The organism is Candidatus Latescibacterota bacterium (assembly GCA_020633725.1).
Taxonomy (GTDB): domain Bacteria; phylum Krumholzibacteriota; class Krumholzibacteriia; order JACNKJ01; family JACNKJ01; genus VGXI01.
The window spans coordinates 625,105-651,804 of the sequence record JACKDC010000001.1; the positions used below are offsets into that span (position 1 = coordinate 625,105).

At 70.1% G+C, this 26,700-nt stretch carries 24 protein-coding genes and 5 tRNA genes; all 29 read left to right on the top strand.

Features of this window, described 5'->3' with window-relative positions:
• Position 1 precedes the first annotated feature (1 nt).
• Positions 2–1,573 carry a glycogen synthase gene (locus tag H6693_02720; protein ID MCB9515089.1) on the top strand — a complete coding sequence of 524 codons (1,572 nt, stop codon included), beginning with the start codon at positions 2–4 and terminating at the stop codon, positions 1,571–1,573.
• Between the two features lie 38 nt (positions 1,574–1,611).
• Positions 1,612–1,683: transfer RNA gene (locus H6693_02725), tRNA-Gly, on the top strand.
• A gap of 51 nt (positions 1,684–1,734) precedes the next feature.
• Positions 1,735–1,805, top strand: a tRNA-Cys gene (locus H6693_02730).
• Between the two features lie 14 nt (positions 1,806–1,819).
• Positions 1,820–1,901, top strand: a tRNA-Leu gene (locus H6693_02735).
• 313 nt (positions 1,902–2,214) lie between these two features.
• Positions 2,215–4,125, top strand: coding sequence for a molecular chaperone DnaK (dnaK, locus tag H6693_02740; protein MCB9515090.1), 1,911 nt, complete (start codon positions 2,215–2,217; stop codon positions 4,123–4,125).
• A 341-nt stretch (positions 4,126–4,466) separates the two neighbouring features.
• The gene (locus H6693_02745; protein ID MCB9515091.1) at positions 4,467–5,540 is read left to right on the top strand and encodes an AAA family ATPase; all 1,074 of its coding nucleotides are present in this window, start codon (positions 4,467–4,469) and stop codon (positions 5,538–5,540) included.
• Positions 5,541–5,586: 46 nt separating this feature from the next.
• Positions 5,587–5,660: transfer RNA gene (locus H6693_02750), tRNA-Val, on the top strand.
• Between the two features lie 81 nt (positions 5,661–5,741).
• A complete protein-coding gene (gene thrS, locus H6693_02755) occupies positions 5,742–7,667 on the top strand; it encodes a threonine--tRNA ligase (GenBank protein ID MCB9515092.1) in 1,926 nt (641 codons plus the stop codon).
• Between the two features lie 156 nt (positions 7,668–7,823).
• The gene (locus H6693_02760) at positions 7,824–8,405 is read left to right on the top strand and encodes a translation initiation factor IF-3 (protein MCB9515093.1); all 582 of its coding nucleotides are present in this window, start codon (positions 7,824–7,826) and stop codon (positions 8,403–8,405) included.
• A 44-nt stretch (positions 8,406–8,449) separates the two neighbouring features.
• Entirely contained in the window at positions 8,450–8,647 is a 198-nt protein-coding gene (rpmI, locus tag H6693_02765; protein ID MCB9515094.1) for a 50S ribosomal protein L35, read from the top strand.
• Positions 8,648–8,713: 66 nt separating this feature from the next.
• On the top strand, positions 8,714–9,079 hold the full coding sequence (gene rplT, locus H6693_02770; protein ID MCB9515095.1) for a 50S ribosomal protein L20: 366 nt from the start codon (positions 8,714–8,716) through the stop codon (positions 9,077–9,079).
• A gap of 10 nt (positions 9,080–9,089) precedes the next feature.
• Entirely contained in the window at positions 9,090–10,103 is a 1,014-nt protein-coding gene (gene pheS / locus H6693_02775; GenBank protein ID MCB9515096.1) for a phenylalanine--tRNA ligase subunit alpha, read from the top strand.
• An 8-nt stretch (positions 10,104–10,111) separates the two neighbouring features.
• Positions 10,112–12,511 carry a phenylalanine--tRNA ligase subunit beta gene (locus H6693_02780; protein MCB9515097.1) on the top strand — a complete coding sequence of 800 codons (2,400 nt, stop codon included), beginning with the start codon at positions 10,112–10,114 and terminating at the stop codon, positions 12,509–12,511.
• Between the two features lie 41 nt (positions 12,512–12,552).
• Positions 12,553–12,810, top strand: coding sequence for a cell division protein ZapB (gene zapB, locus H6693_02785; protein MCB9515098.1), 258 nt, complete (start codon positions 12,553–12,555; stop codon positions 12,808–12,810).
• Between the two features lie 29 nt (positions 12,811–12,839).
• Entirely contained in the window at positions 12,840–13,142 is a 303-nt protein-coding gene (locus H6693_02790; protein ID MCB9515099.1) for a cell division protein ZapA, read from the top strand.
• A gap of 291 nt (positions 13,143–13,433) precedes the next feature.
• On the top strand, positions 13,434–14,234 hold the full coding sequence (locus H6693_02795) for a YmdB family metallophosphoesterase (GenBank protein MCB9515100.1): 801 nt from the start codon (positions 13,434–13,436) through the stop codon (positions 14,232–14,234).
• A complete protein-coding gene (gene folD, locus H6693_02800; GenBank protein MCB9515101.1) occupies positions 14,231–15,106 on the top strand; it encodes a bifunctional methylenetetrahydrofolate dehydrogenase/methenyltetrahydrofolate cyclohydrolase FolD in 876 nt (291 codons plus the stop codon). The genes H6693_02795 and folD overlap by 4 nt, the downstream gene beginning before the upstream one ends.
• 1 nt (position 15,107) lies before the next feature.
• Positions 15,108–15,977, top strand: a complete 870-nt coding sequence (locus tag H6693_02805; GenBank protein ID MCB9515102.1) for a polyprenyl synthetase family protein — start codon at positions 15,108–15,110, stop codon at positions 15,975–15,977.
• Entirely contained in the window at positions 15,977–16,408 is a 432-nt protein-coding gene (locus H6693_02810; protein MCB9515103.1) for a divergent PAP2 family protein, read from the top strand. The genes H6693_02805 and H6693_02810 overlap by 1 nt, the downstream gene beginning before the upstream one ends.
• Positions 16,409–16,450: 42 nt before the next feature.
• Positions 16,451–18,361 carry a 1-deoxy-D-xylulose-5-phosphate synthase gene (locus H6693_02815; protein ID MCB9515104.1) on the top strand — a complete coding sequence of 637 codons (1,911 nt, stop codon included), beginning with the start codon at positions 16,451–16,453 and terminating at the stop codon, positions 18,359–18,361.
• Positions 18,358–19,089 carry a TlyA family RNA methyltransferase gene (locus H6693_02820; protein ID MCB9515105.1) on the top strand — a complete coding sequence of 244 codons (732 nt, stop codon included), beginning with the start codon at positions 18,358–18,360 and terminating at the stop codon, positions 19,087–19,089. Before H6693_02815 ends, H6693_02820 begins: the two co-directional genes overlap by 4 nt.
• A 12-nt stretch (positions 19,090–19,101) precedes the next feature.
• Entirely contained in the window at positions 19,102–19,983 is an 882-nt protein-coding gene (locus H6693_02825; protein MCB9515106.1) for an NAD(+)/NADH kinase, read from the top strand.
• A gap of 2 nt (positions 19,984–19,985) precedes the next feature.
• Complete coding sequence (locus H6693_02830) at positions 19,986–21,689, top strand: AAA family ATPase (GenBank protein MCB9515107.1); 1,704 nt, start codon at positions 19,986–19,988, stop codon at positions 21,687–21,689.
• Between the two features lie 51 nt (positions 21,690–21,740).
• Positions 21,741–21,814, top strand: a tRNA-Arg gene (locus H6693_02835).
• A 242-nt stretch (positions 21,815–22,056) separates the two neighbouring features.
• The gene (locus H6693_02840) at positions 22,057–22,410 is read left to right on the top strand and encodes a hypothetical protein (protein ID MCB9515108.1); all 354 of its coding nucleotides are present in this window, start codon (positions 22,057–22,059) and stop codon (positions 22,408–22,410) included.
• 68 nt (positions 22,411–22,478) lie between these two features.
• Complete coding sequence (locus tag H6693_02845; protein ID MCB9515109.1) at positions 22,479–23,786, top strand: nucleotide sugar dehydrogenase; 1,308 nt, start codon at positions 22,479–22,481, stop codon at positions 23,784–23,786.
• Positions 23,787–23,795: 9 nt separating this feature from the next.
• Entirely contained in the window at positions 23,796–24,746 is a 951-nt protein-coding gene (locus H6693_02850) for an SDR family oxidoreductase (protein MCB9515110.1), read from the top strand.
• A 16-nt stretch (positions 24,747–24,762) separates the two neighbouring features.
• Complete coding sequence (locus H6693_02855; GenBank protein ID MCB9515111.1) at positions 24,763–26,184, top strand: sigma-54-dependent Fis family transcriptional regulator; 1,422 nt, start codon at positions 24,763–24,765, stop codon at positions 26,182–26,184.
• Positions 26,181–26,699: a hypothetical protein gene (locus H6693_02860; protein MCB9515112.1), complete on the top strand. Its 519-nt coding sequence runs from the start codon at positions 26,181–26,183 to the stop codon at positions 26,697–26,699. The genes H6693_02855 and H6693_02860 overlap by 4 nt, the downstream gene beginning before the upstream one ends.
• Position 26,700: the final 1 nt, after the last annotated feature.

Here is a 26,700-nt window from a genome sequence, read left to right on the forward strand (position 1 = left end):
CGTGGACGATCGCCCGCTGCACATCGCCTTTCTCGCCGCGGAGGCCCTGCCCTACGCCAAGGCCGGCGGCCTGGGCGACGTCGCCGGCGCCCTGCCCCGTGCGATCGCGCAGGCGGGCCACAGGGTGACGCTCCTGCTGCCGCTGCACGGGGTGGTCGACCGCGAGGCGCATGGACTCTCGCCCGCGGGCGAGGGCAGCCTGCCCTTCCCGGACGCGTCGACGCCGCTGCGCTACCGCCGCTGGGAGCACGCGCCCGCGCCCGGACTGCGCGCGATCCTGATCGACATTCCGCGCTACTTTCAGCGGGATGCGCTCTATGTCGACCGCGCCACCGGCGAGGGCTACGCCGACGACGGCGAGCGCTTCCTCGCCTTCACCCTGGCGGCGCTGGACTCGCTCGCCGAGGGGCCTGTGCCGGTGGACGTGATCCACTGCAACGACTTCCACACCGGCCTGGCCCCCGCGCTACTCGAGCGGAACTGGCGGGACGACCCGCTGCTCGGCCGCGCGGCGACCCTCTTCAGCATCCACAACCTGGCCTATCAGGGCGTGTTTCCGCTGCCGCTGCTGGCGCGCGCCGGCATCAGCCCCGCCGAGGCGCGCTACGGCAGTCCCTACGAGTTCTGGGGCAAGCTGAACTGCATGAAGGCCGGCATCGTGGCCGCGGATCTCGTCGCAACGGTGAGTCCGCGCTACGCCGAGGAGATCGCCGGCAGCGCCGAGTTCGGCCATGGCCTGGAGGGGGTCCTGGCGGACCGGCTGGACACCCTGGTGGGGGTGCTGAACGGGATCGACACGGACGAGTGGTCGCCGGCCACGGACCCGGAACTCGCAGAAACCTACACGGCGGCGACCGTCGAGGCGGGCAAGGCGGCCAACCGACGCGCCCTGCGTGAGGAAGCCGGCCTGCCGGACCTGGACGTCCCCGTGCTCGGCGTGGTCTCGCGGCTGGTCCGGCAGAAGGGCTTCGACCTGCTGGTGCCGCTCCTGGATCACCTGCTCGCGCTGCCGCTGCAGCTGGTCGTGCTCGGCAGCGGCGAACCGGCGATCGAAGCTGCATTCAATGACGCTGCAAGGTATTGTCCGGACAAGCTGAGAGTCTGGGTGAAGTACGACAACCGCCTGGCCCACCGCATCGAGGCCGGCGCGGACCTCTTCCTCATGCCCAGCCGCTACGAACCCTGCGGCCTGAACCAGCTCTACAGTCTCCGCTATGGCACCCCGCCCATCGTGAGGGCCACGGGCGGACTCGCGGACACCGTGCGCGATGTGACGGAGGCCCCCGAGGACGGCACGGGGTTCGTCTTCGGCGAGGCCCGCCCCGAGGCGCTGTTCGACGCGATCCGGCGCGCGCTCGCGCTGCATGGCGACCCGGTCGCCCGGCTCTCGCTGCGGCGACGCATCATGGGGCTCGACTTCAGCTGGTCGCGGAGCGCCGCCGACTACCTGCGACTCTACCGGGCAGCGATCCTGCGGCGAGCGGGAGACCGCCGCGGCGCGGCGGCCCTGCTGGCGGCGATCCGGGCCTCGCAGGCGACGATTTCGCTGCCGGCGGCGGGGCAAGGGCCTTGACAGTGCGCGGCGTATGCCCTATTCATAGTGAGGCTTCGGCGGGAATAGCTCAGTGGTAGAGCACAACCTTGCCAAGGTTGGGGTCGCGAGTTCAAGTCTCGTTTCCCGCTCCTGATCTGCGTCGGACATAGCCTCCGATGAGGAGGGGTTCTCGGATTCAAGGCGGCATAGCCAAGGGGTAAGGCAACGGTCTGCAAAACCGTCATCCCCGGTTCGAATCCGGGTGCCGCCTCCTTTTTTTTTTGCGCCGGAGTGGCGAAACGGGCAGACGCAGGGGACTTAAAATCCCCCGGAGCAATCCATCCGGGTTCGAATCCCGGCTCCGGCACCTCCAGGCCGGTTTCCCTGCCCGCCAGCGGCGCCTTCCCGACCTCTGAAACCTCCCTACAGCACCTTTGGCAGCCGCTGGCAGGACCTGTCAGTCCGGCGGCAGGCGTGTCGGCCACGCCGTCAGCGTGGCAGTGATCCGCGCCAATCTGGCGCCGCCCCGCGTCTCCGGTCGCGAAGCCCGGGGCGGGGTCGCCCCGTAACCTACATAAACGAAGCCAGTTAGCGGTAGCGACTCGTTTGCGGAGCGCTGGCACGCATCTTCCGATAGGGAGCGTGAACGAAGGATCGGATCCCATCCGGAAGGAGAAGCCATGGGCAAGATCATCGGCATCGACCTCGGCACCACGAACTCCTGCGTCTCCGTCATCGAGGGCGGCGTGCCGAAGGTCATCCCCAACAGCGAAGGCCATCGTACCACCCCCAGCGTGGTGGCCATGACGGACGACGGCGAGCGCCTCGTGGGCCAGCTGGCCAAGCGCCAGGCCGTCACCAATCCGACGAACACCGTCTACTCGGTGAAGCGCTTCATGGGGCGCAAGTTCGGCGAAGTGGGGCAGGAGATGAAGGAGGTGCCCTACAAGGTCGCGAAGGGAAGCAATGGCGACGCGCGCATCGTCATGGGAGGCAAGGAGTACACGCCGCCGGAGATCAGCGCCCTGGTGCTGCGCAAGCTCAAGGAGACCGCCGAGGAGTACCTGGGCGAGCCGGTGACCGAGGCCGTCATCACCGTGCCGGCCTACTTCAACGACAGCCAGCGGCAGGCCACCAAGGACGCCGGCAAGATCGCCGGTCTCGAGGTGAAGCGCATCATCAACGAGCCCACGGCCGCCAGCCTGGCCTACGGCGAGGACAAGAAGACCGACCAGACCATCGCGGTCTTCGACCTGGGCGGCGGCACCTTCGACATCTCCATCCTGGAGCTGGGGGACGGCGTCTTCGAGGTGAAGAGCACCAACGGCGACACCCATCTCGGCGGCGACGACTTCGACCAGGTGCTCATCGAGTGGCTGGCCAAGGAGTTCAAGGGCAAGGAGGGCATCGATCTCATGGCGGACGCCATGGCGGTGCAGCGCCTGAAGGAGGCCTCCGAGCAGGCCAAGAAGGAGCTCTCCACCCGCACGCAGACCGACATCAACCTGCCCTTCATCACCGCGGACCAGACCGGCCCCAAGCACCTGAACGTGAACCTGAGCCGGGCCAAGTTCGACGAGCTGACGGCCCACCTGGTGGAGCGCACGGTGGGGCCCTGCCAGCGCGCCATCAGCGACGCGGGCCTGACCACCGGGGACATCGACGAGGTGATCCTGGTGGGGGGCTCCACCCGCATTCCGCGGGTGCGCGAGAAGGTGAAGGAGATCTTCGGCAAGGAGCCCAACCACGGCGTCAACCCCGACGAGGTGGTGAGCCTGGGCGCGGCGATCCAGGGCGGTATCCTGGCGGGCGACGTCCACGACGTGGTCCTGCTGGACGTGACCCCGCTGAGCCTCGGCATCGAGACCCTGGGCGGCGTGATGACGCGCCTCATCGAGCGCAACACCACGATCCCCACGCGCAAGGCCCAGATCTTCTCCACGGCCGCCGACAACCAGGACACGGTCGACATCCACGTTCTCCAGGGTGAGCGCGAGATGGCGGACAGCAACAAGTCCATCGGTCGTTTCCAGCTGACGGGCATCCCGACGGCGCCGCGCGGCGTGCCGCAGATCGAGGTCGCCTTCGACATCGACGCCAACGGCATCCTCTCGGTCAGCGCCAAGGACAAGGCCACGGGCAAGGAACAGTCCATCAAGATCCAGGCGTCCAGCGGCCTCAGCGAGAACGAGATCGACCAGATGGTCAAGGACGGCGAGACGCACGCCGACGAGGACCGCAAGCGCCGCGAACTGATCGACACGCGCAACCAGGGCGAGTCGCTGATCTACCAGACGGAGAAGCAGCTGGTGGAGCACAAGGACAAGATCGACGACGCCACGCGCGCCGAGATCGAGTCCGCCGTCAGCGGGCTGAAGAAGGCGCTCGAGGGCGATGACCACGAGGCCATGGAGCAGGGCATCGAGACGCTCAACAAGGCCCTGCACAGCTTCTCGCAGAAGCTCTACCAGGACGCCCAGCAGCAGCAGGCCGGGCCGGCGCAGGGCGGCGAGAGCGCGTCGGCGGCGGCGTCGTCCGAGGGCGGCGACGACGGCAAGGCGGTGGACGCGGACTACGAAGTCGTCGACTGAGCGCTCCGCGAGGGTTGGCCGAGAAGGCGTCGTCTCCGGACGGCGCCTTTTCGCATTCCTGTCACCGACGCGCGTGCGATCGTTGGAAATTGCCGCGCGCGCATTGCATCCCGACGCACGTTCGCGACGCGCTTCGGCGCTGGCGCTTCGGAAAGGGCAGTTCATTCCCTGTTCGTGCCTTCGCGACCGACGCGCTCGAAGCGCGAAGCGACTGCCCATCGCCCACATAACGGACCATCGGGACCAGTACGCCACAGCGCTTGCCGCGGGACTCGGCAAGCCGAGCCTTGGCAGGGCCCTTGCTGATGCCGCCCGGAACGGAAGCAGGAGGTCCGAGCATCGTGAGTATCGCAACCAAGAGCACCCTCGATCCCATGAAGAAGTCCCTCGCGGCGGAGCGCTTCGAGCAGCAGCTGCGCGAACGCATCGTGGGGCAGGATCGGGCGGTGGAGAGGATCGCCCGCCTCTATCAGGTCTTCCTGGCCGGTCTGTTCCCTCCCAACCGCCCCATCGGGAACTTCCTGTTCCTGGGGCCCACGGGCAGCGGCAAGACGCGTATCGTGGAGGCCGCCTCGGAGATCCTGTTCGGCACGGCGAACGCCGTGCTCAAGGTGGACTGCGCCGAGTACGCGCACAGCCACGAGATCAGCCGCCTCATCGGCTCGCCGCCCGGATACCTGGGCCACCGCGAGACCACGCCCTACTTCTCCCAGGCGAACCTGGAGCGCTACCGCACGCCTGAGATGGACTTCACCTTCGTCCTCTTCGACGAGATCGAGAAGGCCAGCGACACCCTCTGGAGCCTGCTGCTCGGCATCCTGGACAAGGGGCGCCTCACCCTCGGCGACAACACCGAGGTGGACATGACCCGCACGGTCATCTACATGACGGGCAACGTGGGCGCCGATCGCATCGACCGCCTGATCGAGGGCGGCATCGGCTTCACCGACCAGGCCGCGGCGCTCAACGAGCCCGGCTTCGACCAGCAGATCTACTCCACGGTCCTCGACGCCGCCCGGCGCAAGTTCTCGCCAGAGTTCATGAACCGCATCGACAGCGTGGTGGTCTTCCGGAATCTCAACGAGCAGCACATCCGCAGCATCATCGACATCGAGCTGAGCCAGCTCCAGCGGCGGATCATGCAGGCCGCGGGCGACGTGAAGTTCTCCTTCGAGCTCAGCGACGACGCCAAGGGCTTCCTCCTGCGCGAGGGCGTGGACCGCAAGTACGGGGCGCGCCACATCAAGCGGGCCATCGAGCGCTACCTGGTCTATCCGCTGGCCAACCTCATCTCCACGGGCCAGATCCGCTACGGGGACCACCTGCAGGTGGACTTCGGCGTGGACGGGCGACTCTGCTTCGAGAAGGGCACCCCGCGGCTGAGGATCGTGGGCGAGGCCGTGCCCGTGGCCTAGGCCTCTTGACAGGACCCCGCGTCTCGATTATATCCTTCGCATCCACGGGCGCTTAGCTCAGCTGGTTAGAGTGCATGCTCGACACGCATGAGGTCACTGGTTCGATCCCAGTAGCGCCCACCGTGCCGCAAGGGCCGGACCCCGCGTTCGGCCCTTTGCGCAATTGCACCTTCGGAACCCTCTGTCGTAGTGAGGACCGCCATGACCGTCGCCCTTACGCTCCCCGATGACGCCGTGATCAAGCTCGATGGCCCCGTGCCCGTGCCGGAGGCCATCAAGGCCATCAGCGAGGGCCTGCTGCGGCGGGCCGTCGCCGTCAAGCTCAACGGCAAGCTCGTCGACCTCCACAGCACCCTGGACAGCAGCGGCCGCTTCGAGGTGCTCACCGAGCAGGACGAGGACGCCCTCAAGGTGCTGCGCCACAGCACCGCGCACCTGATGGCCTGGGCCGTGCAGGAGCTCTTCCCCGAGGCGAAGTTCGCCTTCGGCCCGGACGTGGAGAACGGCTTCTACTACGACATCCTCGTGGACAAGCCCTTCACCCCGGAGGACCTGGAGCGCATCGAGGCGCGCATGAAGGACCTGGCGCGTCAGAAGCTGCCCTTCACGAAGCGCATCATGTCCCGGGAGGACGCCCGCCGCTACTTCGCCGAGCACGACCAGCCCTTCAAGGTGGAGCACGTGGGCGAGCTGCCCGACGAGACGCCCATCTCCTTCTACGAGGTGGGGGAGTTCACCGATCTCTGCGGCGGCCCCCACGTGCCCGACACGGGCATGCTCAAGGCCTTCAAGCTGATGAGCGTCGCCGGCGCCTACTGGAAGGGCGACGAGAAGCGCGAGCAGCTCCAGCGCATCTACGGCACCAGCTGGTTCAAGGCCAAGGACCTCGAGGCCTATCTGCACATGCTGGAAGAGGCCGCGAAGCGGGACCACCGCAAGCTCGGCCAGCAGCTGGGGCTGTTCGGGATCAAGGAGGAGGCCGGCGGCGGCCTGGCCTTCTGGTACCCCAAGGGGGCGATCCTGCGCGAGGTGATCGAGACCCACTGGAAATCCGAGCACAAGGCGCGGGGCTACCAGCTCGTCATCACGCCGCACATCTTTCGCGGCGAGTTGTGGCGCACCAGCGGCCACCTCGACTACTACGCCGAGAACATGTACACCTTCGAGAAGGACGATCAGCTCCAGGTGGTCAAGCCCATGAACTGCCCTGGGCACATCCTGATCTTCCAGAACGACCTCAAGAGCTACCGCGACCTGCCGCTCAAGATCGCCGAGCTGGGCACGGTCTACCGCTACGAGCGCAGCGGCACCCTCCACGGGCTGCTCCGGGTGCGGGGTTTCACCCAGGACGACGCGCACATCTTCTGCACGCACGACCAGCTGGTCGACGAGGTGACCGAGCTCATCACCTTCGCCAAGGAGCTGCAGAGCACCTACGGCTTCCACGAGTTCCGCGCGGAACTCAGCGTGCGCGATCCCGAGAACAAGACGAAGTACCTCGGCTCTGACGAGGAGTGGGAGCGCGCCGAGCACGCCCTGCTCGAGGCCACCAAGCGCGTGGGCCTGCCCGTGAAGCGCATGGAGGGCGAGGCGGTCTTCTACGGGCCCAAGATCGACGTGAAGATCAAGGATGCCCTGGGCCGGGACTGGCAGACCACCACCATCCAGTTCGACTTCAACCTGCCGCGGCGCTTCAACGTCCAGTTCGTGGACGAGGACGGCCAGCACAAGCACCCCTACATGATCCACCGGGCGCTGTTCGGGTCCATCGAGCGCTTCATCGCCCTGCTGACGGAGAACTACGGCGGGGAGTTCCCGCTCTGGCTGGCGCCGGTCCAGGCGATCGTGCTGCCCGTCAGCGCGCCCTACCGGGAGTACGGGGCCAAGGTGCTCGAGCGGCTCAAGGCGGCCGGCCTGCGGGCCGAGCTGGACACCCGGGACGAGAAGGTGGGCTACAAGATCCGGCAGGCCGAGCTCCAGAAGATCCCCTACATGCTGGTGGTGGGCTCCCGGGAGATGGAGGAGGGGACCGTCTCGGTCCGGAGCCGCCAGTCCGGGGACGAGGGCAGCGCCCGTCCGGAGGATTTTCTGCAGCGAGCCCTTGACGACTTGGCTGCAAAGCGCTAAATTGGCGCGTCACAACTGAATACAGTGAAAGCAGAGGCAACTCTCACCTGACGGCCTGCACCGCGTGCATCGGTCGCTCAGCGTTCCCGCGGACTCCGTCATGGTGGGGTGGGTGCCTTCGCATCCACTCTTTTTTGCGTTTCAGGAGGTAACTCTATCCGCCGCGATTCCGACGAACCCCGCGTCAATCACCGGATCCGTATCCCGGAGATCCGTCTCATCGACGAAGAAGGCAACCAGGTGGGCATCATCGCCACCTCGGTGGCCATGGAGATGGCCCAGGAGCGGGGCCTGGATCTGGTGGAGGTGTCGCCGGGCTCCCGGCCTCCGGTCTGCCGGATCATGGACTTCGGCAAGTACAAGTACGAGCAGAGCAAGAAGGCCAAGGAGGCGCGCAAGAAGCAGCACACGGTGGTGGTCAAGGAAGTGCAGTTCCGTCCCAAGACCGACGACCACGACTACGGCTTCAAGCTGCGCAACATCATCCGCTTCCTGGAGCACAAGGACAAGGTCAAGGTGACCCTCCGCTTCCGGGGCCGCGAGATGAGCCACATGGACTTCGCGATGCAGACCTTCCAGCGCTTGATGGCCGACATCGCCGAGCACGGCAAGATCGAGCAGGAGCCCAAGCAGGAAGGACGGACCGTGGTGATGATCCTGGCGCCCCTCAACGAGAAGGAGCGCCGGCCACAGCGGGCCAGGGAAGAAGAGGCCGCCAGCGGCGGCGTTCAGGAGTAACTCCAGACACTCGCGCCGGCTGCTGCCGGTCGGGGAGGACCAGTATGCCCAAGATGAAGAGCAATCGCGCCGCGAAGAAGCGTTTCCGGGCCACCGGCTCCGGCAAGATTCGTCGCAACAAGGCCTTCGCGAACCACATTCTCACCAAGAAGTCCGCCAAGCGGAAGCGCAACCTCCGCGACGCCACCCTGGCTGCCCCGTCCGACAACGGGCGCATCAAGCGGATGATCCTGGCCGAGTAGCCCCGCTACCCCCGGCCACCACGATTCCAGGCAGACCACGGCAGGCTTCAAAGAGGAGGAAGAGCAATGTCCCGCGCCATCAACAACGTCGCCTCGCGCGCACGTCGCAAGCGCATCCTGACCCGCGCCAAGGGCTATCAGGGCAAGCGGAAGAACAGCGTCCGTCAGGGGACGGAGGCCGTCCACAAGGCGGGTCAGTACGCATATCGCGACCGGCGGGACCGCAAGCGCCAGTTCCGGCGCCTCTGGATCATCCGCATCAACGCCGCGGCCCACGAGAACGGCCTGAGCTACAGCCGCTTCATGAGCGGGCTCAAGGAGCTCGCGGTGGAGATCGACCGCAAGCAGCTCGCCGAGCTGGCCGTCAACGACCCCTCGGCCTTCCGCATGCTCGCGGAGAAGGTGCAGGCGCAGCTCGCCCAGGCCAGCTAGGAGGCCGCCCGTGCTGGACGAGATCGCCAGACTGCGAGAGATCCTGGTCGCCGAGCGCAGCGGACTGGGCGACGACACCGCGCTCGAGGCCTTCCGCCTGCGCTACCTGGGGCGGAAGGGCCTGCTGCCCGCGCTCTTCCAGCAGCTAAGCGCGGCGCCGCCCGACGAGCGCCCGGCCCTGGGCAAGGCCATCCACGCGCTGAAGGGCGAGGTGGAGGCGGCGGTGGAGTCCGCGCGCTCGGCCCTCGCCGCGGCCGCGGAGACCGCCCTGCCCCCCGGCTTCGATCCGAGCTTGCCGCCGCGGCTGCCCTGGGTGGGGGGCCGGCACGTCCTGGCCGCCGGGCTCGACGAGATCGTCGGCATCTTCCGGGGCATGGGCTTCAGCGTGGCCGAGGGCCCCGAGGTCGAGCTCGACGCCTACAACTTCCAGGCGCTGAACTTTCCCGCCGACCACCCCTCGCGCGACGCCCAGGACACCTTCTACGTCAGCGAGGACGTGCTCCTGCGCACGCACACCAGCCCGGTGCAGATCCGCTACATGGAAGCGCACCCGCCGCCGGTGCGCATCGTGGTGCCCGGGCGCGTCTATCGCAACGAGGCCGTGGACGCCTCGCACGGCGCGGAGTTCCACCAGGTGGAGGGCCTCTACGTCGACGAGGGCGTCACCCTCGGCGACCTCACCACCACGCTGCAGCACTTCGCCCACGAGTACTTCGGGCCCAAGGCGCGGCTGCGTTTCCGGCCGCACTTCTTCCCCTTCACGGAGCCCAGCGCCGAGGCGGACATGGTCTGCTTCGGCTGCGGCGGCGACGGCTGCCGCATCTGCGGGGGGACGGGCTGGATCGAGATCCTCGGCGCCGGCATGGTGCATCCGAACGTCTTCAAGGCCGCGGGCTACGACCCCGAGCGCGTGACGGGCTTCGCCTTCGGGATGGGCATCGAGCGCATCGTCATGCTGCGCCACGGCATCGAGGACCTCCGCCTCTTCCTCGAGAACGACATCCGCTTTCTTTCCCAGTTCTAGGAGCCGCCATGCTGATCAGCCTGAACTGGCTGCGGGAGTACGTCGACATTTCCGCGACGCCGGCCCAGCTGGCCGAGGACCTGACCATGCTCGGCCTCAACGTCGAGAGCCTCGAGCACCGGCCCAATCCCTTCGACGCGCTGCGCATCGGCCGCGTGCTCACCTGCGAGCGCCATCCCAACGCGGACAAGCTGTCGGTCTGCACGGTGGACATCGGCGAGGATGCACCCCGCCACATCGTCTGCGGCGCGCCGAACGTTCGCGCGGGCCTTGAGGTTGCGGTCATCCCCGCCGGCGCCAGCCTGCCTGACGGCACGGAGATCAAGAAGGGCAAGCTGCGCGGCGAGCTCTCCGAGGGCATGATCTGCTCCGAGATCGAGCTGGGCCTGGGCGAGGACGCCTCGGGCATCATGGAGCTGGACTTCGACGTCCCCGCCGGCACGCCGCTCTCGGCGAAGTTCGGCGAGGAGGACTGGCTGCTCGACATCGAGGTCACGCCCAACCGCCCCGACCAGCTCGGCGTGCTCGGCGTGGCCCGCGAGGTGGCCGCGCTCTACGACACGCCCCTGCGCCTGCCGGCGACCGCGCTGCGGGCGGGAGGCGAGACGTCCCTCGCGCCGGTGCCGGTCACCGTGGAAGACTCCGCCGGCTGCCCGCGCTACATCGCCCGGCGGCTGACCGGCGTGACCGTGGGCCCGAGCCCGGAGTGGCTGCAGGCGCGGCTGCTGGCGCTCGGCCTGCGTCCCATCAACAACGTGGTGGACATCACGAACTACGTGCTCTTCGAGACGGGACATCCCCTGCACGCCTTCGACGCCGCGCGGCTCGCGGGCGGCGAGATCCGCGTGCGCCGCGCGCGGCAGGGGGAGCGCCTCGTCACGCTGGACGAGAAGACGCTGGAACTCTGTGCCGAGGATCTCGTCATCGCGGACGCCAGGGATCCGGTGGCGCTGGCCGGCGTCATGGGCGGCGACGCGAGCAAGGTGACGGACAGCACCCGCGAGCTCGTGCTCGAGAGCGCGGTCTTCGATCCGCGCAGCGTGCGCGGCGCGCGACGCCGCTACGACCTCAGCACCGATTCATCCTATCGCTTCGAGCGGGGCACGGCCTTCTCGACCGCCGCGCTGGCCAGCGCTCGCGCGACGCAGCTCTTCGTGGAGCTGGCCGGCGCCGTGGCTGCGGACCGGCCCGACGACGTGGCGGCGGCCGCTCCGCCCACGCGCACCGTCGCCCTGCGTCCCGCGCGCGCGAACGCGCTGCTGGGCACGACGCTCACCGCCGAGGACATGGCCGCCCTGCTGGCTCGCTTCGGACTCGAGGCCCGTGTCGCCGGGGACGCGCTGGAGACCGCCATCCCCGACACCCGGCCCGATCTCGAGCTGGAGGTGGATCTGATCGAGGAGGTCGCGCGTCTGCACGGCTACAACGCGGTGCCCCGCGAGAACCGCGTGCGCAACACCCTCTACGGCGCGCGCAGCGAGGACGAGCGGCGCGTCGAGCGGCTGCACCGCGCGCTGACCCGCCTCGGCTGCCGCGAGGTCCTGACCAGCACCTTCATGGATCCCCGGCAGCTGGACCTCCTGCGCGTCCCCGCGGACGACCCCCGCCGGCGCACGGTGACCGTGCTCAATCCGCTGGTGAGCTTCAACGAGACGCTCCGCACCAGCCTGCTGCCCGGGCTGCTGGACGTCCTGCGCACGAACTTCCACCGGGGGCAGGAGGAGCTGCGCCTCTATCAGCTCGGACGGGTCTACCTCGCCCGCGACGGCGAGGCGCTGCCCGACGAACCCCTGCGCCTCGCCCTGCTCCTCACCGGCCACGCGGCGCCCGCGCACTACAGCCTGCCGGCCGCGCCGACGACGCTGGCGGACCTGCGCGGACTCGCCCTGGCGCTGGCCGAGGACGCCGGACTCATCCTCGACGTGGACTATGGCGCGGCGGATCCCTGCTACGTCCCGGGCGCCTCCTTCCAGCTCAAGGCCCAGGGCTCGGTGCTCGGGCAGGGCGGACTGCTGCGGGCCTCGGTCCTGGGCGACCTCAAGCCCAAGCGCGAGGTCTACGTCCTCGAGATCGACCGCCCCCTGGCGGGGGCGCTGCGGCAGGCGCGCTACGCGCCGCTGCCGGCCTTCCCGGCCGCGGGGCGCGACCTGGCGCTGCTCGTGCCGGACGGCGTTGCCTGGGAGCAGGTGGAGTCCCTCCTGCGCAGGGCCGGGGGCAAGCTGCTGGAGGACCTGGCCCTCTTCGACATCTACCGCGGCAAGGGCCTGCCCGAGGGGCGCGCCAGCTACGCCGTCCGCCTGAGCTTCCGCTCGGCGGAGGGGACCTTGACGGACAAGCAGGTCGACAAGGTGCAGCAGCGGATCCTCGGCGAGCTCAACAAAGCCTTGAAGGTCGAGCTCCGCTCGTGACAGACTGGGGCCGTACCCCGAAGACGACAGAGGTAGCACGCGTGTCAGAAGTGTCCAATCTCGACATCCTCGAGCAGAAGATCGGCCAGGCCATCGAGAAGCTGAATCGCATGGACCGGGAGAACCACGAACTGCGGACCCGCCTCGAGCAGCTCGAGCAGGAGAAGCAGGGGCTCGCGTCCGAGCGCGATACGCTGGCGGCGCAGCTCAGCAGCGCGCAGCAGTCCGGCGCGAACCTGGACGATCTCCGCGGCCGCGTGGACGGCATCCTCTCGAAATTCGAGCTACTGGATCTCTGAGCGCCGCTCCCAGCCGAGAGCGAGGTGACATGGCCAGCGACCCCCAGGTCAAGGTGAGCATCTTCGGAAACGAGTACCGCGTGCGCGGCGACGCGGACGCGGAGCAGATCCAGCGGATCGCCGACTACGTGGACGCCACCATGTCGGCCATCGCGGCCGGCGGGCGCCACGTGTCCACCACGCGGATCGCCATCCTGGCGGCGTTCAACATCGCCGCCGAGCTCCATCGCGAGCGCGAGCAGGGGGGGAGGGGCTCCAAGGCCGAGGCCAAGGCCGCCGAGCTGCTCCGCCTGTTCGACGACGACGCGCTCGCCGCCGGCGGCGGCGACTAGCGCCTTGCGCGGCATTGCCGGTGGCCGTCGCGCTTGGTATACTGCAGTCGAATTCCCTACCGTGCTCGAGCGGGAAGACAGCGTTTGAGCCAACACTTTCGGCAAGGAAGGCCGAATCCGGCCGGCGGAAGGTGCCCCAGGGCGTCCTGAAACGGTCGTGTGGCCTTCCCCCATGGGACTTTCGGCCCATGCGGAATCTTCTCGCACGGCAGTGAGTGGGGAATTTTTTTGCGCCCTCACCCGGCTCGTCGGCGACGGCCGGGCGGGGTCGACGCCGTGAGAGTGCCCGCCATGCGCCTTCTCTTCATCGCGGACATCATGGGACGCCCCGGGCGTCGCGCCGTCACGCAGCTCCTGCCTGAGCTGCGCGCGCGTCTCGCCCCCGACGTGGTCATCGCCAACGCGGAAAACTCCGCGGCGGGCGCGGGCTTCACGCCCAAGATCGCGCGCGAGCTGATGGACGCCGGCGCTGACGTCCTCACCGGCGGCAACCACAGCTTCGACAACAAGGAGGGCGTCGCCCACCTCGACGACGGCGACGGCCGCGTGCTCCGCCCGCACAACTACCCGCCGGGCAACCCCGGCTGCGGCCGCGCGGTCCTGGCCCTGCCCGACGGCCGCGAGCTGCTCGTGATCAATCTCATCGGGCGCGTGTTCATGAACCCCGTGGACTGTCCCTTCCGCGCCGCGGACGACCTGCTCGCCGACTGGGAGGGGCGCGGTCCCGTCTTCGTGGACATGCACGCCGAAGCCAGCAGCGAGAAGATCGCCCTGGCCCGCTATCTCGACGGCCGCGTCTCCGCGGTGATCGGCACGCACACCCACGTGCAGACGGCCGACGCGCGCATCCTGCCCGGCGGCACCGCCTACCTGACCGACGCCGGCATGACCGGCCCGCACGGCGGCATCATCGGGATGGACGCCGAGGCGGTCCTGCACCGCTTCCTGCGCCAGAACCTGCGCCGTTTCGAGGTGGCCACCGAGGATCCGCGCCTGCAGGGCGCGCTGATCACGATCGACAAGGCCGGCCGCGCCACCGCCATCGAACGCATCGACGCGCCGCTCACGACCCCGGAGGGAGGAACCGCGTGATCCTGCTGGACGGCAACGCGCTGCGCGACACCCTGCTCGACGAGCTGGCCACCGAGGTCGCCTCGCTGCCCGAGGCGCCCCGCCTCACCGTGCTGCAGGTGGGGGAGGACCCGGCCAGCGGCGTCTACATCCGCAACAAGATGCGGGCCTGCGAGCGCACGGGCATCGTGGGCGAGCATCTGCACCTGCCCGCGGACGTCACGCAGGCCGAGCTCGAGGCCCGCATGGCCGCGCTCAGCGCCGGCGCGCCCGACGGCGTGATCCTGCAGCTGCCGCTGCCGGCCCACCTCGACGAGAACGCCGTCATGGCGCTGCTCGACCCCGACAAGGACGTGGACGGCTTCCACCCCGTGAATCTCGGCCGTCTCGTGGCGGGTCTGCCCGGACTCCTGCCCTGCACCCCCGCCGGCGTGCGCGAGCTGCTGCGCCGGAACGACATTCCCACCCGCGGCAAGCACGTGGTGGTGATCGGGCGCAGCGTCATCGTGGGCAAGCCCGCGGCGCTGCTCTTCCTGCAGAAGCACGCGCTGGGCGACGCCACGGTGACCGTCTGCCACAGCGCGAGCGCGGACCTCGCCGAGCACTGCCGGCGCGCGGACATCCTCGTGGCCGCCGTGGGGCGGCCGCTGCTGGTGAAGGGCGACTGGATCAAGCCGGGCGCGGTGGTGGTGGACGTGGGGATGAACCGCATCGAGGATGCCTCCGCGAAGCGCGGCTACCGCTTCGTCGGCGACTGCGACTTCGACGCGCTCCGCGAGCGCGCCTCGGCCATGACGCCCGTGCCCGGCGGCGTGGGTCCGCTCACGGTGGCGATGCTGCTGCGCAATACCGTCACCGCGTTCCGCCGTCGGCACAGCCTGGCGGAGGCCTGAGGTGGACGCCTTCCTCGCGGCCCTGGAGCCCGCCCTCGAGGCGGCGCTGCCCGCGAAGGCCGACTGCCATCCCACGCTGCGCGCGGCCATGGCCCACGGCCTGCTCGGCGGCGGCAAGCGTCTGCGCGCGCAGCTCCTCGCCGCGGGCATGCGCCTGGCGCGCTACGACCAGTCCGTCGCGCTGCTCGGCGCGAGCGCCCTGGAGATGCTGCACGCCTACTCGCTCATCCACGACGACCTGCCCGCCATGGACGACGACGACCTGCGCCGCGGCCGTCCCACCTGCCACAGGGTCTACGGCGAGGCGATGGCGATCCTGGCGGGCGACGCCCTGCAGGCCCAGGCCTTCGCCACCCTCGGCGCGGCCATCGCGCGGGCGGGGCTGGACGCGGAGCAGGCCCTTGCCGCCCTCGACGACTTCGCCCACGCCGCCGGCCCCCTGGAACTCGTGGGAGGGCAGGCCGGCGATCTCGAACCGGCGGGGGAACTCGCGCCCGCCGCGCAGGTAGAGTGGATCCACCGCCGCAAGACGGCGGCGCTGATCCGCAGCAGTCTCACGCTGGGGGCACGTCTCGGGCGCGCCGAGCACTCCCTTCTCGACGCGCTGGCGGCGGCGGGTCTGTCGCTCGGCCTCGCCTTCCAGGCCGTCGACGACCTGCTGGACCAGGAGGCCAGCCGCGAGGAGCTGGGCAAGACGCCCGGCAAGGACCGCGCGCTGGGCAAGCTGACGCTCCCGGGCGTCCTCGGAGCCGCGGCGGCCCGCGCGGCGGCGCGAGAGCATCTGGAGAGCGCCCTGCGCCAGATCCCCGACGTCCCCGCGGCCGAGCCGCTGCGGGCGCTGGCCCGGCGCCTGGTGGAGCGACGGTCCTGATGCTCCTCGCTCCGATCATCGGCACGGGACTGCTGGGGCAGCTGCTGAAGCTCGGCTTCCATTCGCTGCGCGAGCGGCGCTGGCGGCCGGGCCGGCTGGCAGACTTCGAGAGCTTCCCCAGCCTGCATCCGCTGCTGGGCGGCTGCCTCGCCGTGCAGGTGGCCCAGGCGACGGGCTGGGGCAGTCCCTACACGGCGATCGTCCTGGGCTACACGGCGGTGATCCTCTACGACACCTCGGGGGTCAAGCGGGCCGCCGGCCGCCAGGCGGGCATCCTCATGTCGCTGGGCCAGGCCCAGTCGCTGGAGCACCGGCTCAGCGTGCTCCTGGGGCAGAGCCCGGTGCGCGCCTGGGTGGCCCTCCTGGCGGGGGGGATGCTGGGCCTGCTGGTGGAAAGAGCCCTGCTTGCACTGCGGGCCTGGCGCTGGTAGCTTGAGGAGCTGCCACGTAAAGAAACCGAGAAAGTCGAACGCATGCTGCTGGACGGAATCCGCAACCCACAGGACGTCGCCGCGCTGCCGGTGGAAGCCCTGCCCTTTCTCGCCCACGAGATCCGTGAGGAGATCATCCAGGTCTGCTCGCTGAACGGCGGGCATCTGGCGGCGAGCCTCGGCTCCGTCGACCTGGCCGTGGCCGTGCACCACGTCTTCCCCGAGGAGAGCACGCGGCTGATCTGGGACACCGGCCACCAGGCCTACGCCCACAAGCTCCTCACCGGACGCCGCGACCGCTTCCACACCCTGCGCCGTCCGGGCGGCCTCAGCGGCTTCCTCAAGCGCAGCGAGAGCGCCTACGACCACTTCGGCGCCGGCCACGCCTGCACGGCCATCAGCGCGGCGCTGGGCTTCTCGCGCGGCGCGGCGCTGCGCGGCGAGCAGCGGCAGACCATCGCGATCCTTGGCGACGGCGCCGCCACGGGCGGCATGGTCTACGAGGCCATCAACAACGCCCGCGCGCACGCCGGCCGGCTGATGGTGATCCTCAACGACAACGAGATGTCGATCTCGCCCAACGTGGGATCGATCTCCCGCATCCTCACGCGCCTGACGTCCACCCGCACCTTCCTCAGCCTGGAGGGCGGCGCCTGGCGCGCCATGGGGCGCATCCCGCGCTTCGGCACGCGGCTGCGCGCGCTGGCCAGCCGCGCGAAGTTCGGCCTCAAGCACATGGTGCTGCCGAGCAACTTCTTCGAGGATTTCGGCTTCAAGTACTACGGCCCGCTGGACGGCCACGACATCCCGCTCCTCGTGCGCACGCTGAAGCAGCTCTCGCGCATCGAGGGTCCGGTGCTGCTGCACGTGCTCAGCCGCAAGGGCAAGGGCTGCTCCTTCGCGGAGTCGAATCCCGCGAAGTACCACGGCTTCGCGCCCTTCGTGCTCGAGACCGGCGCCAAGCGTCCGAGCGGCGAGGGGCCGAGTCCCATCACCTACACCCAGGCCTTCGGCGACGCCGTGGTGGAGCTGGCGGAGCGGGACGAGCGCGTGGTCGCCATCACGGCGGCCATGCCCGAGGGCACCGGGCTCGGCCCCTTCGCGGAGCGCTTCCCGGAGCGCTTCTTCGACGTGGGCATCGCCGAGCCGCACGCGGTCACCTTCGCCGCGGGCCTGGCCGCGGACGGCCTGCGCCCCGTGGTGGCCATCTACTCCACCTTCCTGCAGCGCGCCTTCGACCAGATCGTCCACGACGTCGCCCTGCAGAAGCTGCCCGTGATCTTCGCCATCGATCGCGCCGGCGTGGTGGGCGAGGACGGCCCCACCCACCACGGCGTGCTGGACCTGGGCTACCTCGGCATGGTGCCCGGCATGGTGGTCATGGCCCCGGGCGACGAGAACGAGCTGCGTCGCATGCTCGCCACCGCGGTGGACTACCAGGGCGGGCCGATCGCGCTGCGCTACCCGCGCAGCGCCGCGCTGGGCCTTGCGGAGACGGCGCCGCTGGAGACGCTGGCCATCGGCAAGAGCCGTCGCCTGCGCGACGGGCGCGACATCCACCTCTGGTCGCTCGGCGCGACCCTGGGCGCCGCACAGAAGGCGGCCGATCAGCTCGTCGCGCAGGGCTTCGCCCCCTCGCTCGTGGACGCGCGCTTCCTGGCGCCGCTCGACGAGGAGGCGCTGGCCGCCATCGTCGAGCCGACCGACCTCGTCGTCACGATCGAGGAGAACGGACCGGTGGGCGGCTTCGGCGAGGCCGTGCTGCGCTTCTATCGAGAGCGAGGCCAGGGGCCGCGCGTGCTGCCGCTCACGCTGCCGCACGCCTTCGTGCAGCAGGGCAAGCGCCCCGAACTCCTCGCGCAGGCGGGCCTCGACGCCGACGGCATCGTGGCCAGCATCAAGTCCGCCCTGGGACATCTCGCGGAGCAGCGCGCCAGCGGCCAGCAGCAGTGAGCGAGCGACTTGACCGCGCCCTCGTGAGCCGCGGACTCGTCAAGAGCCGCAACCAGGGGCGCGAGTTCATCCTCGACGGGCTCGTGCGCGTGGACGGCGCCACGGTGCGACGGCCGGCCCAGACCGTGGCCCCCGAGCAGACCCTCGCCCTCGATCCCGCCGCCAGCGAACACCGCGTGGGCCGCGGCTACGACAAGCTCTCGCGCTTCCTTTCCGTGCACCCGGTGGAGTTCGAAGCGCGGGGCGTCGTGGACGGCGGCGCCTGCACCGGCGGCTTCACCCAGGTCGCGCTCGAGCGCGGCGCCGCCTGGGTGCTCGCCGTCGAGCTGGGCGAAGGGCAGCTCGATCCCTCGCTGGCCGCGGATCCGCGCGTGACCAGCCTCGAGAAGACGGATCTCCTGACGCTGGAAACCCTGCCCGCGCCCTGCGACGTCCTCCTGCTCGATCTCTCCTTCACTTCCCTCAAGAGCATCCTGCCCGCCCTGCGGCTGCCCCTGGCCGAGGGGGCGCGGATGATCGCGCTGGTGAAGCCCCAGTTCGAGGCCCCCGCCAAGGCGCTCACCGCGGCGGGCCGCCTCCGCGACGCCAGCGTGGCCACGCGCCTCGTGGAGGCAGTCCTGGATTGCGCTCGCACGGAGGGCTGGGAGATACTCGCCACCGAGCCGGTGGCGCTGGGGCCCGATCAGCGCCAGGAGGAGACCTTCGTCCTGGCCCGGCGCGCGCAGTGAGAAGGAGTCGCAATGCTTGAGCCCATCCGCCGACTGGGGCTGGCCGCCAACCGCGAGGTGCGGGCCGCGCGCGAGGTGGTCCTCGAAGCCATGGGGGTGGCCGCGGCCGCGGGCGTGGAAGTGCTGCTCGACGCGGAACAGGGCGCGTGGCTGGGCCTGGAGGCCCACGGCCGCGAGTTGCGCGACTTCGCCGCCGACTGCGACCTCGTGCTGGTGTTCGGCGGCGACGGCACCTTCCTGCGCGCCGCGCGGGCGCTGGAACGGGCCAGCACGCCGCTGCTCGGCATCAACATGGGCAGCCTGGGCTTCCTCACCCTGCTCAAGCTCGAGGACATGGCGACGGCCCTCGCGGCCATCCTCGGCGGCGCCTACCGCCTCGAGGAGCGCATGCGCCTCACCGCCACGGTGATCCGCGACGGCGCGGCCCGGAACGACTACCTCGCGCTCAACGACGCCGTCGTCCACATGAGCGACGGCAACCGCCTCGTCGAGTTCCGCATCGCCGTCAGCGGCCAGCACCTGGGCGGCTACCGCGCGGACGGTCTGATCGTCGCCACGCCCACGGGGTCCACGGCCTACTCGCTGTCGGCGGGGGGGCCCATCGTCCACCCCACGATGGACGCGCTGGTGGCCACGCCGATCTGTCCCCACGCGCTGTCCATCCGGCCGATCCTGGTGGGGGGCGAAGAGGAGCTGCGCGTGAGCATCGGCGGGCGCAGCGGCCCGGCGATCCTCACGCTCGATGGCGCCGACAGCATTCCCCTGCAGAGCGGCGACCAGATCCGCATCCACCGCGCGGAAGCGCGGGCGCTGCGCATCGCGCTGCCGCTGGACTTCGACTACTACGGTCTCGTCAGCGAAAAGCTCGGCTGGGGCGTGCCGGACGGGAGATAGCCGTGCTGACCCACCTGCGCATCCGCAACCTGATCGTGGTGGAGGAGGCCACGCTCGAGCTGGCCCCGGGCCTCAACGTGCTCAGCGGCGAGACCGGCGCGGGGAAGTCCGTGCTCCTGGCGGCCCTGGCCCTGGTCACGGGCGCGCGGGCGCGCACGGACTGGATCCGTCCCGACGCGGATCGCGCGGTGGTGGAGGGCTTCTTCATGCCCTCGCGGAGCGTTCGGGCCGCGCTGGAGGCCCAGGGCATCGAGGCCGGCGAGGAGGGCCTCTCCCTGCGCCGCGAGCTCAGGGCCGACGGCCGCAGCCAGGCCTGGTGCGAGGGCTTTCCGCTGAGCGTGGGACGTCTCAAGACCCTCGGCGCGCTGCTCCTGGAGCGGCAGGACCAGCACGGCCAGCTCGCCCTGGCCAGCGAGGACGCCCAGCGCGCCCTCGTCGACGCCGCCGCCGACAACCGCCCGCTCCTCGAGCGCTACGCGCAGGAGCTGGAGGCGGTCCGCGGGCTGCGCCGGCAGGAGGAGCAGCTTGCCGCCCGCCTGGCGGCCCTGCGCGAGGACGAGGACTACCTCCGCTTCCAGCTCGACGAGATCGACGCCCTCGCCCCCGAGCCCGGCGAGCGCGAGGCCCTGGAGCAGGCCGAGCGCCGCCTCCGCAACGCCGCCCGCCTGGGCGAGACCTACAGGACGCTCCTGCAGCGCCTGGAGGGCGGCAGCGGACTCCTGGAGGGCCTGGGCGCTCTGGAGGGCCTCCTGGAGCGCCTCGAGCGCCTGGGCGACGTCCCCGTGGACCTGGATCTCGCCGCCGTCAGCGCCCCGCTGGAGGAGCTGGCCGCGACCCTGCGCAACCGCGCCGAGGACGGCCTGCTCGAGGCCCGCCGCGGCGAGGACCTCGCGGAGCGCCTGGGCAGGCTGAGCGCCCTGGAGCGGAAGCACGGCCGGGACCTGGAGGCCATCCTGGCCTGGGCCGCAGAGCAGCGCGAGCTCCTGGCCCAGCTGGACGACCAGGACGCCCTCCTGGCGGAACGCGCCCAGGTCCGCGCCGAGGCGGAGGCCGCTCTTTCCCGCACCGCCGCCGAGCTGAGCAAGCGCCGGCGCTCGGCCGCCGCTGCCCTCGGCAAGGCTTGGCAGGAGCGCCTGGGCCTCCTCGGCCTCGAGCGCGCGACTCTGAGAATCGACGTCAAGCAGGAGCCGGATCCCGATGGCTGGCTTGAAATTGCCGGCAAGCGCCTGAGGGCGGGTCCCGAGGGTGCCGACCGAGTGGAAGTCCGCATCCGAACCAACCCGGACCTGCCCGAGGGCGGCCTGGGCGAGGTGCCCAGCGGGGGCGAGCTGTCGCGCATCGCCTTCGCCCGGCATCTGATCGCGGACCGCGCGTCGGAGCCGGCGGCGCCGACGCTCATCCTCGACGAGGTGGATGCCGGCATCGGCGCCGATCTGGCCGGCGCGCTGGCCGAGCAGCTGGAGGCGCTCGCCGGTCGGCGTCAGATCCTGCTGGTGACGCATCAGCCCCGGCTCGCCGCCGTCGCGCAGCGGCAGTTCTGCGTGCGCAAGGACTTCGGCGAGCAGCGCACGCGAACGCGCGTAGTCGTGGTGGAGGGCGCGGAGCGCGAGCAGGAGATCGCCCGCATGCTCGGCGAGGCCGAACCCGGCCGCGAGACGCGGGCCCTGGCGAAGCGCCTGCTCGCGGCCGCGGGGCGCGGCGCCTGACCACGATTTCCCTGGCAAAGCCCTTGAGGATTCCCTAGATTCGACTGCGCTGCGCCCGTGGCTCAGCTGGATAGAGCGCTTGCCTCCGGAGCAAGAGGTCGCAGGTTCGAATCCTGCCGGGCGTACCTGGAGCTATGTTCATCACCCGCCTCATCCTCATCCTCCTCGGATTCTGGGTCGTCCGCCAGTTGCTGGGGGCGTGGGCGCGCACCCGGCGCCCTCGAGAGACTCGGAACGAGGCTCAGCCGCGCGCGCCGGGGGAGCCGCTGCCCTTCGATGGCGCGAACATCCGCGACGCTGAGTTCGAGGACCTGGAGTCCTCCGCCGGGGAGGGCGAACAGGGGCGGGGCGCCGGTCAGGGCCGCCCATGACCGCGGATTTCGGGCGACGCCGCGGGCGCGTCCGGCCACGGAGTCAGGGCGACGGCCGCTTTCGCAGGGGTCGGCGCACGCGTGAGGCCTTCGCCAGCAAGCTCGTGCAGGCCATCACCATGACCGTGCTCTGCGGCGCCCTGTTCTGGTTGCTGGCCACCGCGGTTCGCCTGGTGCGGGCCCACTTCGACGAGGCCGGCGGCCCGCAGGCATGGCTCTTGCCGCTTGTCATCGGGGCGATCCTCGTGTTTCTACTCTACCGCCTGGTCCGGCTCTGGCGCGAGGTGCTCGAGCTGGGCCGGGAGTTGAAGAGCAGTCCCAAGTCAATGAACGACAACGATCTAGACTGAGGCCCGGAGCGCCGCCCCCGACGCCAGGATGGCGTGGCGACGCTCCCGGTCCCGAGCAGGAAGTGACAATGTCCCATCTCGAGACGCTGAAGGCAAAGATTGCCGCGGGTGACGCGCGCTGCGCGGTCATCGGCCTGGGTTACGTGGGGCTGCCCCTCGCGGTGGAGTTCGCGAAGAGCGGCATGAAGGTGGTGGGCGTGGACCTGGACGCCCGGAAGGTGGACGCCATCGGCCGGGGCGAGAGCTACATCCAGGACGTCCCGTCGGCCATCGTGGCGCCGCTCGTGAAGCAGGGGCTGCTGAGCGCCAGCACGGACTTCTCCGTGCTCAGGGACGTCGACACGATCAACATCGCCGTGCCCACGCCCCTCGGCAAGACGCGGGACCCGGACATCTCCTACATCGTGGCCGCCACGGACGAGATCGCCCGGCACATGAGCGATGGCACGCTGGTCATCCTCGAGAGCACGACCTACCCCGGCACCACCGACGAGGTCATCCTGCCGAAGCTCGAGGCCACCGGCCGCGAGGTCGGCAAGGACTTCTTCCTCGCCTTCAGCCCCGAGCGCGTGGATCCCGGCAATCCCAAGTTCCAGACGCGGAACATCCCGAAGGTCGTCGGCGGCATCACGCCCGCCTGCACGGACGTCGCCGTGGATCTCTACGCGAAGGCCATCGAGACGGTGGTGCCCGTGTCGTCGAGCCGCGTGGCCGAGACGGTCAAGCTGCTGGAGAACACCTTCCGCTCGGTGAACATCGGCCTGGTCAACGAGATCGCCCTGATCTGCAGCCGCATGAACATCAACGTCTGGGACGTGATCGACGCCGCGGCCACCAAGCCCTTCGGTTTCATGCCCTTCTACCCGGGGCCCGGGCTGGGCGGCCACTGCATTCCCATCGACCCCTTCTACCTCTCCTGGAAGGCGCGGCTGCACGGCTTCGAGGCGCGCTTCATCGAGCTGGCCGGCGAGATCAACGGCCACATGCCCGACCACGTGGTGGAGGTCGTCACCAACGCGCTGAACTCGCAGAAGAAGTCCGTGAACGGCGCGCAGATCCTCGTGCTCGGCGTGGCCTACAAGGCCGACATCGACGACTACCGCGAGTCCCCGGCGCTGGACATCATCAAGCTGCTGCAGGGGCGCGGCGCGCAGGTCAGCATCCACGACGACTGGGTGAAGGGGCAGATCCCCGAGCTGACGGGCGTCCCGCGGAGGGCGCTGGACGCGGCCGGCCTCAAGGACGTGGACGTGGCGGTCGTCGTCACGCATCACAAGCAGGTGGATTACGCGGGGCTGCTGGAGCGGCTGCCTCTCGTGGTCGACTCCCGGAACGTCTACAAGGGCGTCGAATCCGAGAAGATCTTCAGGCTCTAGGAGGCACGCATGGCCAGGATCCTCGTCACCGGCGGCGCCGGGTTCATCGGCAGCCACATCGCCGCCGCCCTCGTGGCGGACGGCAACCAGGTGGTGATCCTCGACAACTTCTCCACGGGACACGAGTCCAACCTGGAGGAGATCGCGGGGCAGATCACCGTGGAGCGCGGCGACCTGCGCGACATGGACGCCGTGCGCCGCGCGACGGCGGGCTGCGACTACGTCTTCCACGAGGGCGCGCTGGCTTCGGTGCCGCGTTCGGTGAAGGACCCGGAAAGCAGCAACGCGGTGAACGTGGGCGGCACGCTGAACGTGCTGCAGGCGGCGCGCGACGCGGGCGTGAAGCGCGTGGTCTACGCGGGCAGCAGCTCCGCCTACGGCAACACCGAGGTGAGCCCGAAGCACGAGGGCCTGACGCCGCAGCCGCTGTCGCCCTATGCGGTGAGCAAGCTCGCCGGCGAGCACTACTGCCGCGCGTTCAGCGCGGTCTACGGTCTCGAGACGCTGAGCATCCGCTACTTCAACGTCTTCGGACCGCGTCAGGATCCGGACTCGCCCTACGCCGCCGTGCTGCCGATCTTCACGAAGGAGCTGCTGGCCGGCCGCTCGCCGCGCATCGACGGCGACGGCGCGCAGACGCGCGACTTCACCTACGTCGCCAACGTCGTGGAGGGCAATCTCCGCGCGATCGCCGCGCCGAAGACGGCCGGCGAGAGCGTGAACGTCGCCTGCGGCGGGTCCTACTCCGTGCGCTATCTCTTCGACCAGATCCGCGATCAGCTGGGAGTGGACCTCGAGCCCGAGTTCGGCCCGCGCCGCGCGGGCGACGTGGATCACTCCCAGGCGGACATCGCCCTGGCCGGGGAGCTCATCGGCTATGCGCCGGTGGTCAGCTTCGAGGAGGGGCTCCGCCGCACGGTCGACTGGTACCGGGCAACCGCCACCGCGGGCGGACGCTGAGCATGAGGGCGCGAACGTGGCCGATCTGATCCTGGTTCTGGACGATCAGGACGCCGTCCGGCGCCTCCTGTCCCAGAACCTCGCGGGCGAGGGGCGCGAGGTTCGCTGCGCCCCGCTGCCCGCGGATCTGGACGCGCTGCTGCGCGACACCCAGCCCGCCCTGCTCATCCTCGACCCCGGGCCCGCCGTGGACCTGGGGCACCGCCTCGACGGGATCGGCCGGCAGTGGCCCGACCTGCCCGTCATCCTCCTCAGCTCCCAGGCCTCGGTGGCGGACGCGGTGCAGGCCATGCGCCACGGCGCCGTGGACTACCACGCCAAGCCGCTGCCCCTCGCCGAACTGCGGGCCTCCGTGGAGCGCGCGCTGGACGGGCGGGGGGAGGAGCGCGAGCTCATCGAGCGGCGCCGCCGCTTCCGCATGGGGGACGGACAGGACTTCTATCGGTCCACCAGCGAGGCCATGGCCAAGGTCTACGACGACGCCCTGATGGTGGCCATGAGCAAGGACACGACCGCGCTGATCACGGGAGAGAGCGGGACGGGCAAGGAGGTCGTCGCCCAGCTCGTCCACCGCCTCAGCCCGCGCCACGCCCAGCCCTTCATGGAGCTGAACTGCGCGGCCATCCCCTCGGAGCTGCTCGAGAGCGAGCTCTTTGGCCACGAGGCCGGGGCCTTCACCGACGCCAAGGAGGCCAAGGCCGGCCTCTTCGAGACGGCCGATCGCGGCACGATCTTCCTCGACGAGATCGGCGAGATGAGCATGGGCCTCCAGGTCAAGCTCCTGCGCTTCCTCGAACGCAAGAGCTTCCGGCGCGTGGGCGGCACCCACGAGCTCACCGTGGACGTGCGCATCCTCTCGGCCACCAACCGCGATCTCCGCGAGATGGTCTCCGCGCGGCAGTTCCGCGGCGATCTCTACTACCGCCTCAACGTGGTGCCGATCGTGATCCCGCCGCTGCGAGACCGGCGCGAGGACATCCTCCCGCTCATCACGCACTTCTTCGGCGAATTCAACCCGCGCTTCAACCGCAACTTCACCCGCATCGACGACGCCGCCCGCCGCCTGCTCATGGACTACCCCTGGCCGGGCAACATCCGCGAGCTGAGGAACGTGGTCGAGCGCATCGTGCTGATGGAGGAAGGCCCCACCCTCGGCGCCACGCAGCTGCGTCCCTACCTCTCGGGCAGCTGGGAACAGGTGCCCGAGACCTTCCCGCGGCGCCTGGCGCGGCTGCTCGAATCGCCGATCCCCGAGGAGGGCGTCGAGCTGGACGAGCTGCTGAAGGCCGTCGAGCGCACCTTCATCGCCAAGGCCTACAGCCAGACCGGCGAGAACCAGAGCCGCGCGGCGGAGCTGCTCGGGCTCGGCCGCGACAAGCTGCGCTACCGCATGAAGCAGCTCGACCCCCAGGACGCGCGCCAGGAGAGTGAGCGATGAGGGGAGGCCGCCTCGCGCGCCTGGCCCTCGCCGCGCTGCTCCTGCTGGGCGTCGCCTCCTGCGGGCACTACCACAGCACCAGTCGTGGGCGCACCCTGCAGGGGACGATCGCCATCCCCTTCCTCGAGAATCGCACGGCGCAGCCCGACCTGGAGCTGCGCGCCACCGAGGCCCTCATCGACGCCATCGAGGCCGACGGCGGCCTGCGCCTCGTGCCACGCGGGCAGGAGCGCTATCTGCTCACCGGCACCGTGGCGCGCTACGGCGAAGCGCCCTTCTCGATCGGGGATGCGGGCACCGCGGACGAGTACAAGCTGAGCCTCGTGCTCATGCTGAGCTTCCGCGACCAGGAGACCGGGGACGACCTCTGGAAGGACCGCCGCTTCTCCGGCAGCGAGAGCTTCTTCGTCGAGGGCAGCGCCGCGGGCGAGGAGCTCACCCGCGATCGCGCCGAGGAGAAGGCGCTGCAGCAGATCATCGACGCCGTCCTCAACGCCATCTTCGGGGACTGGTAGC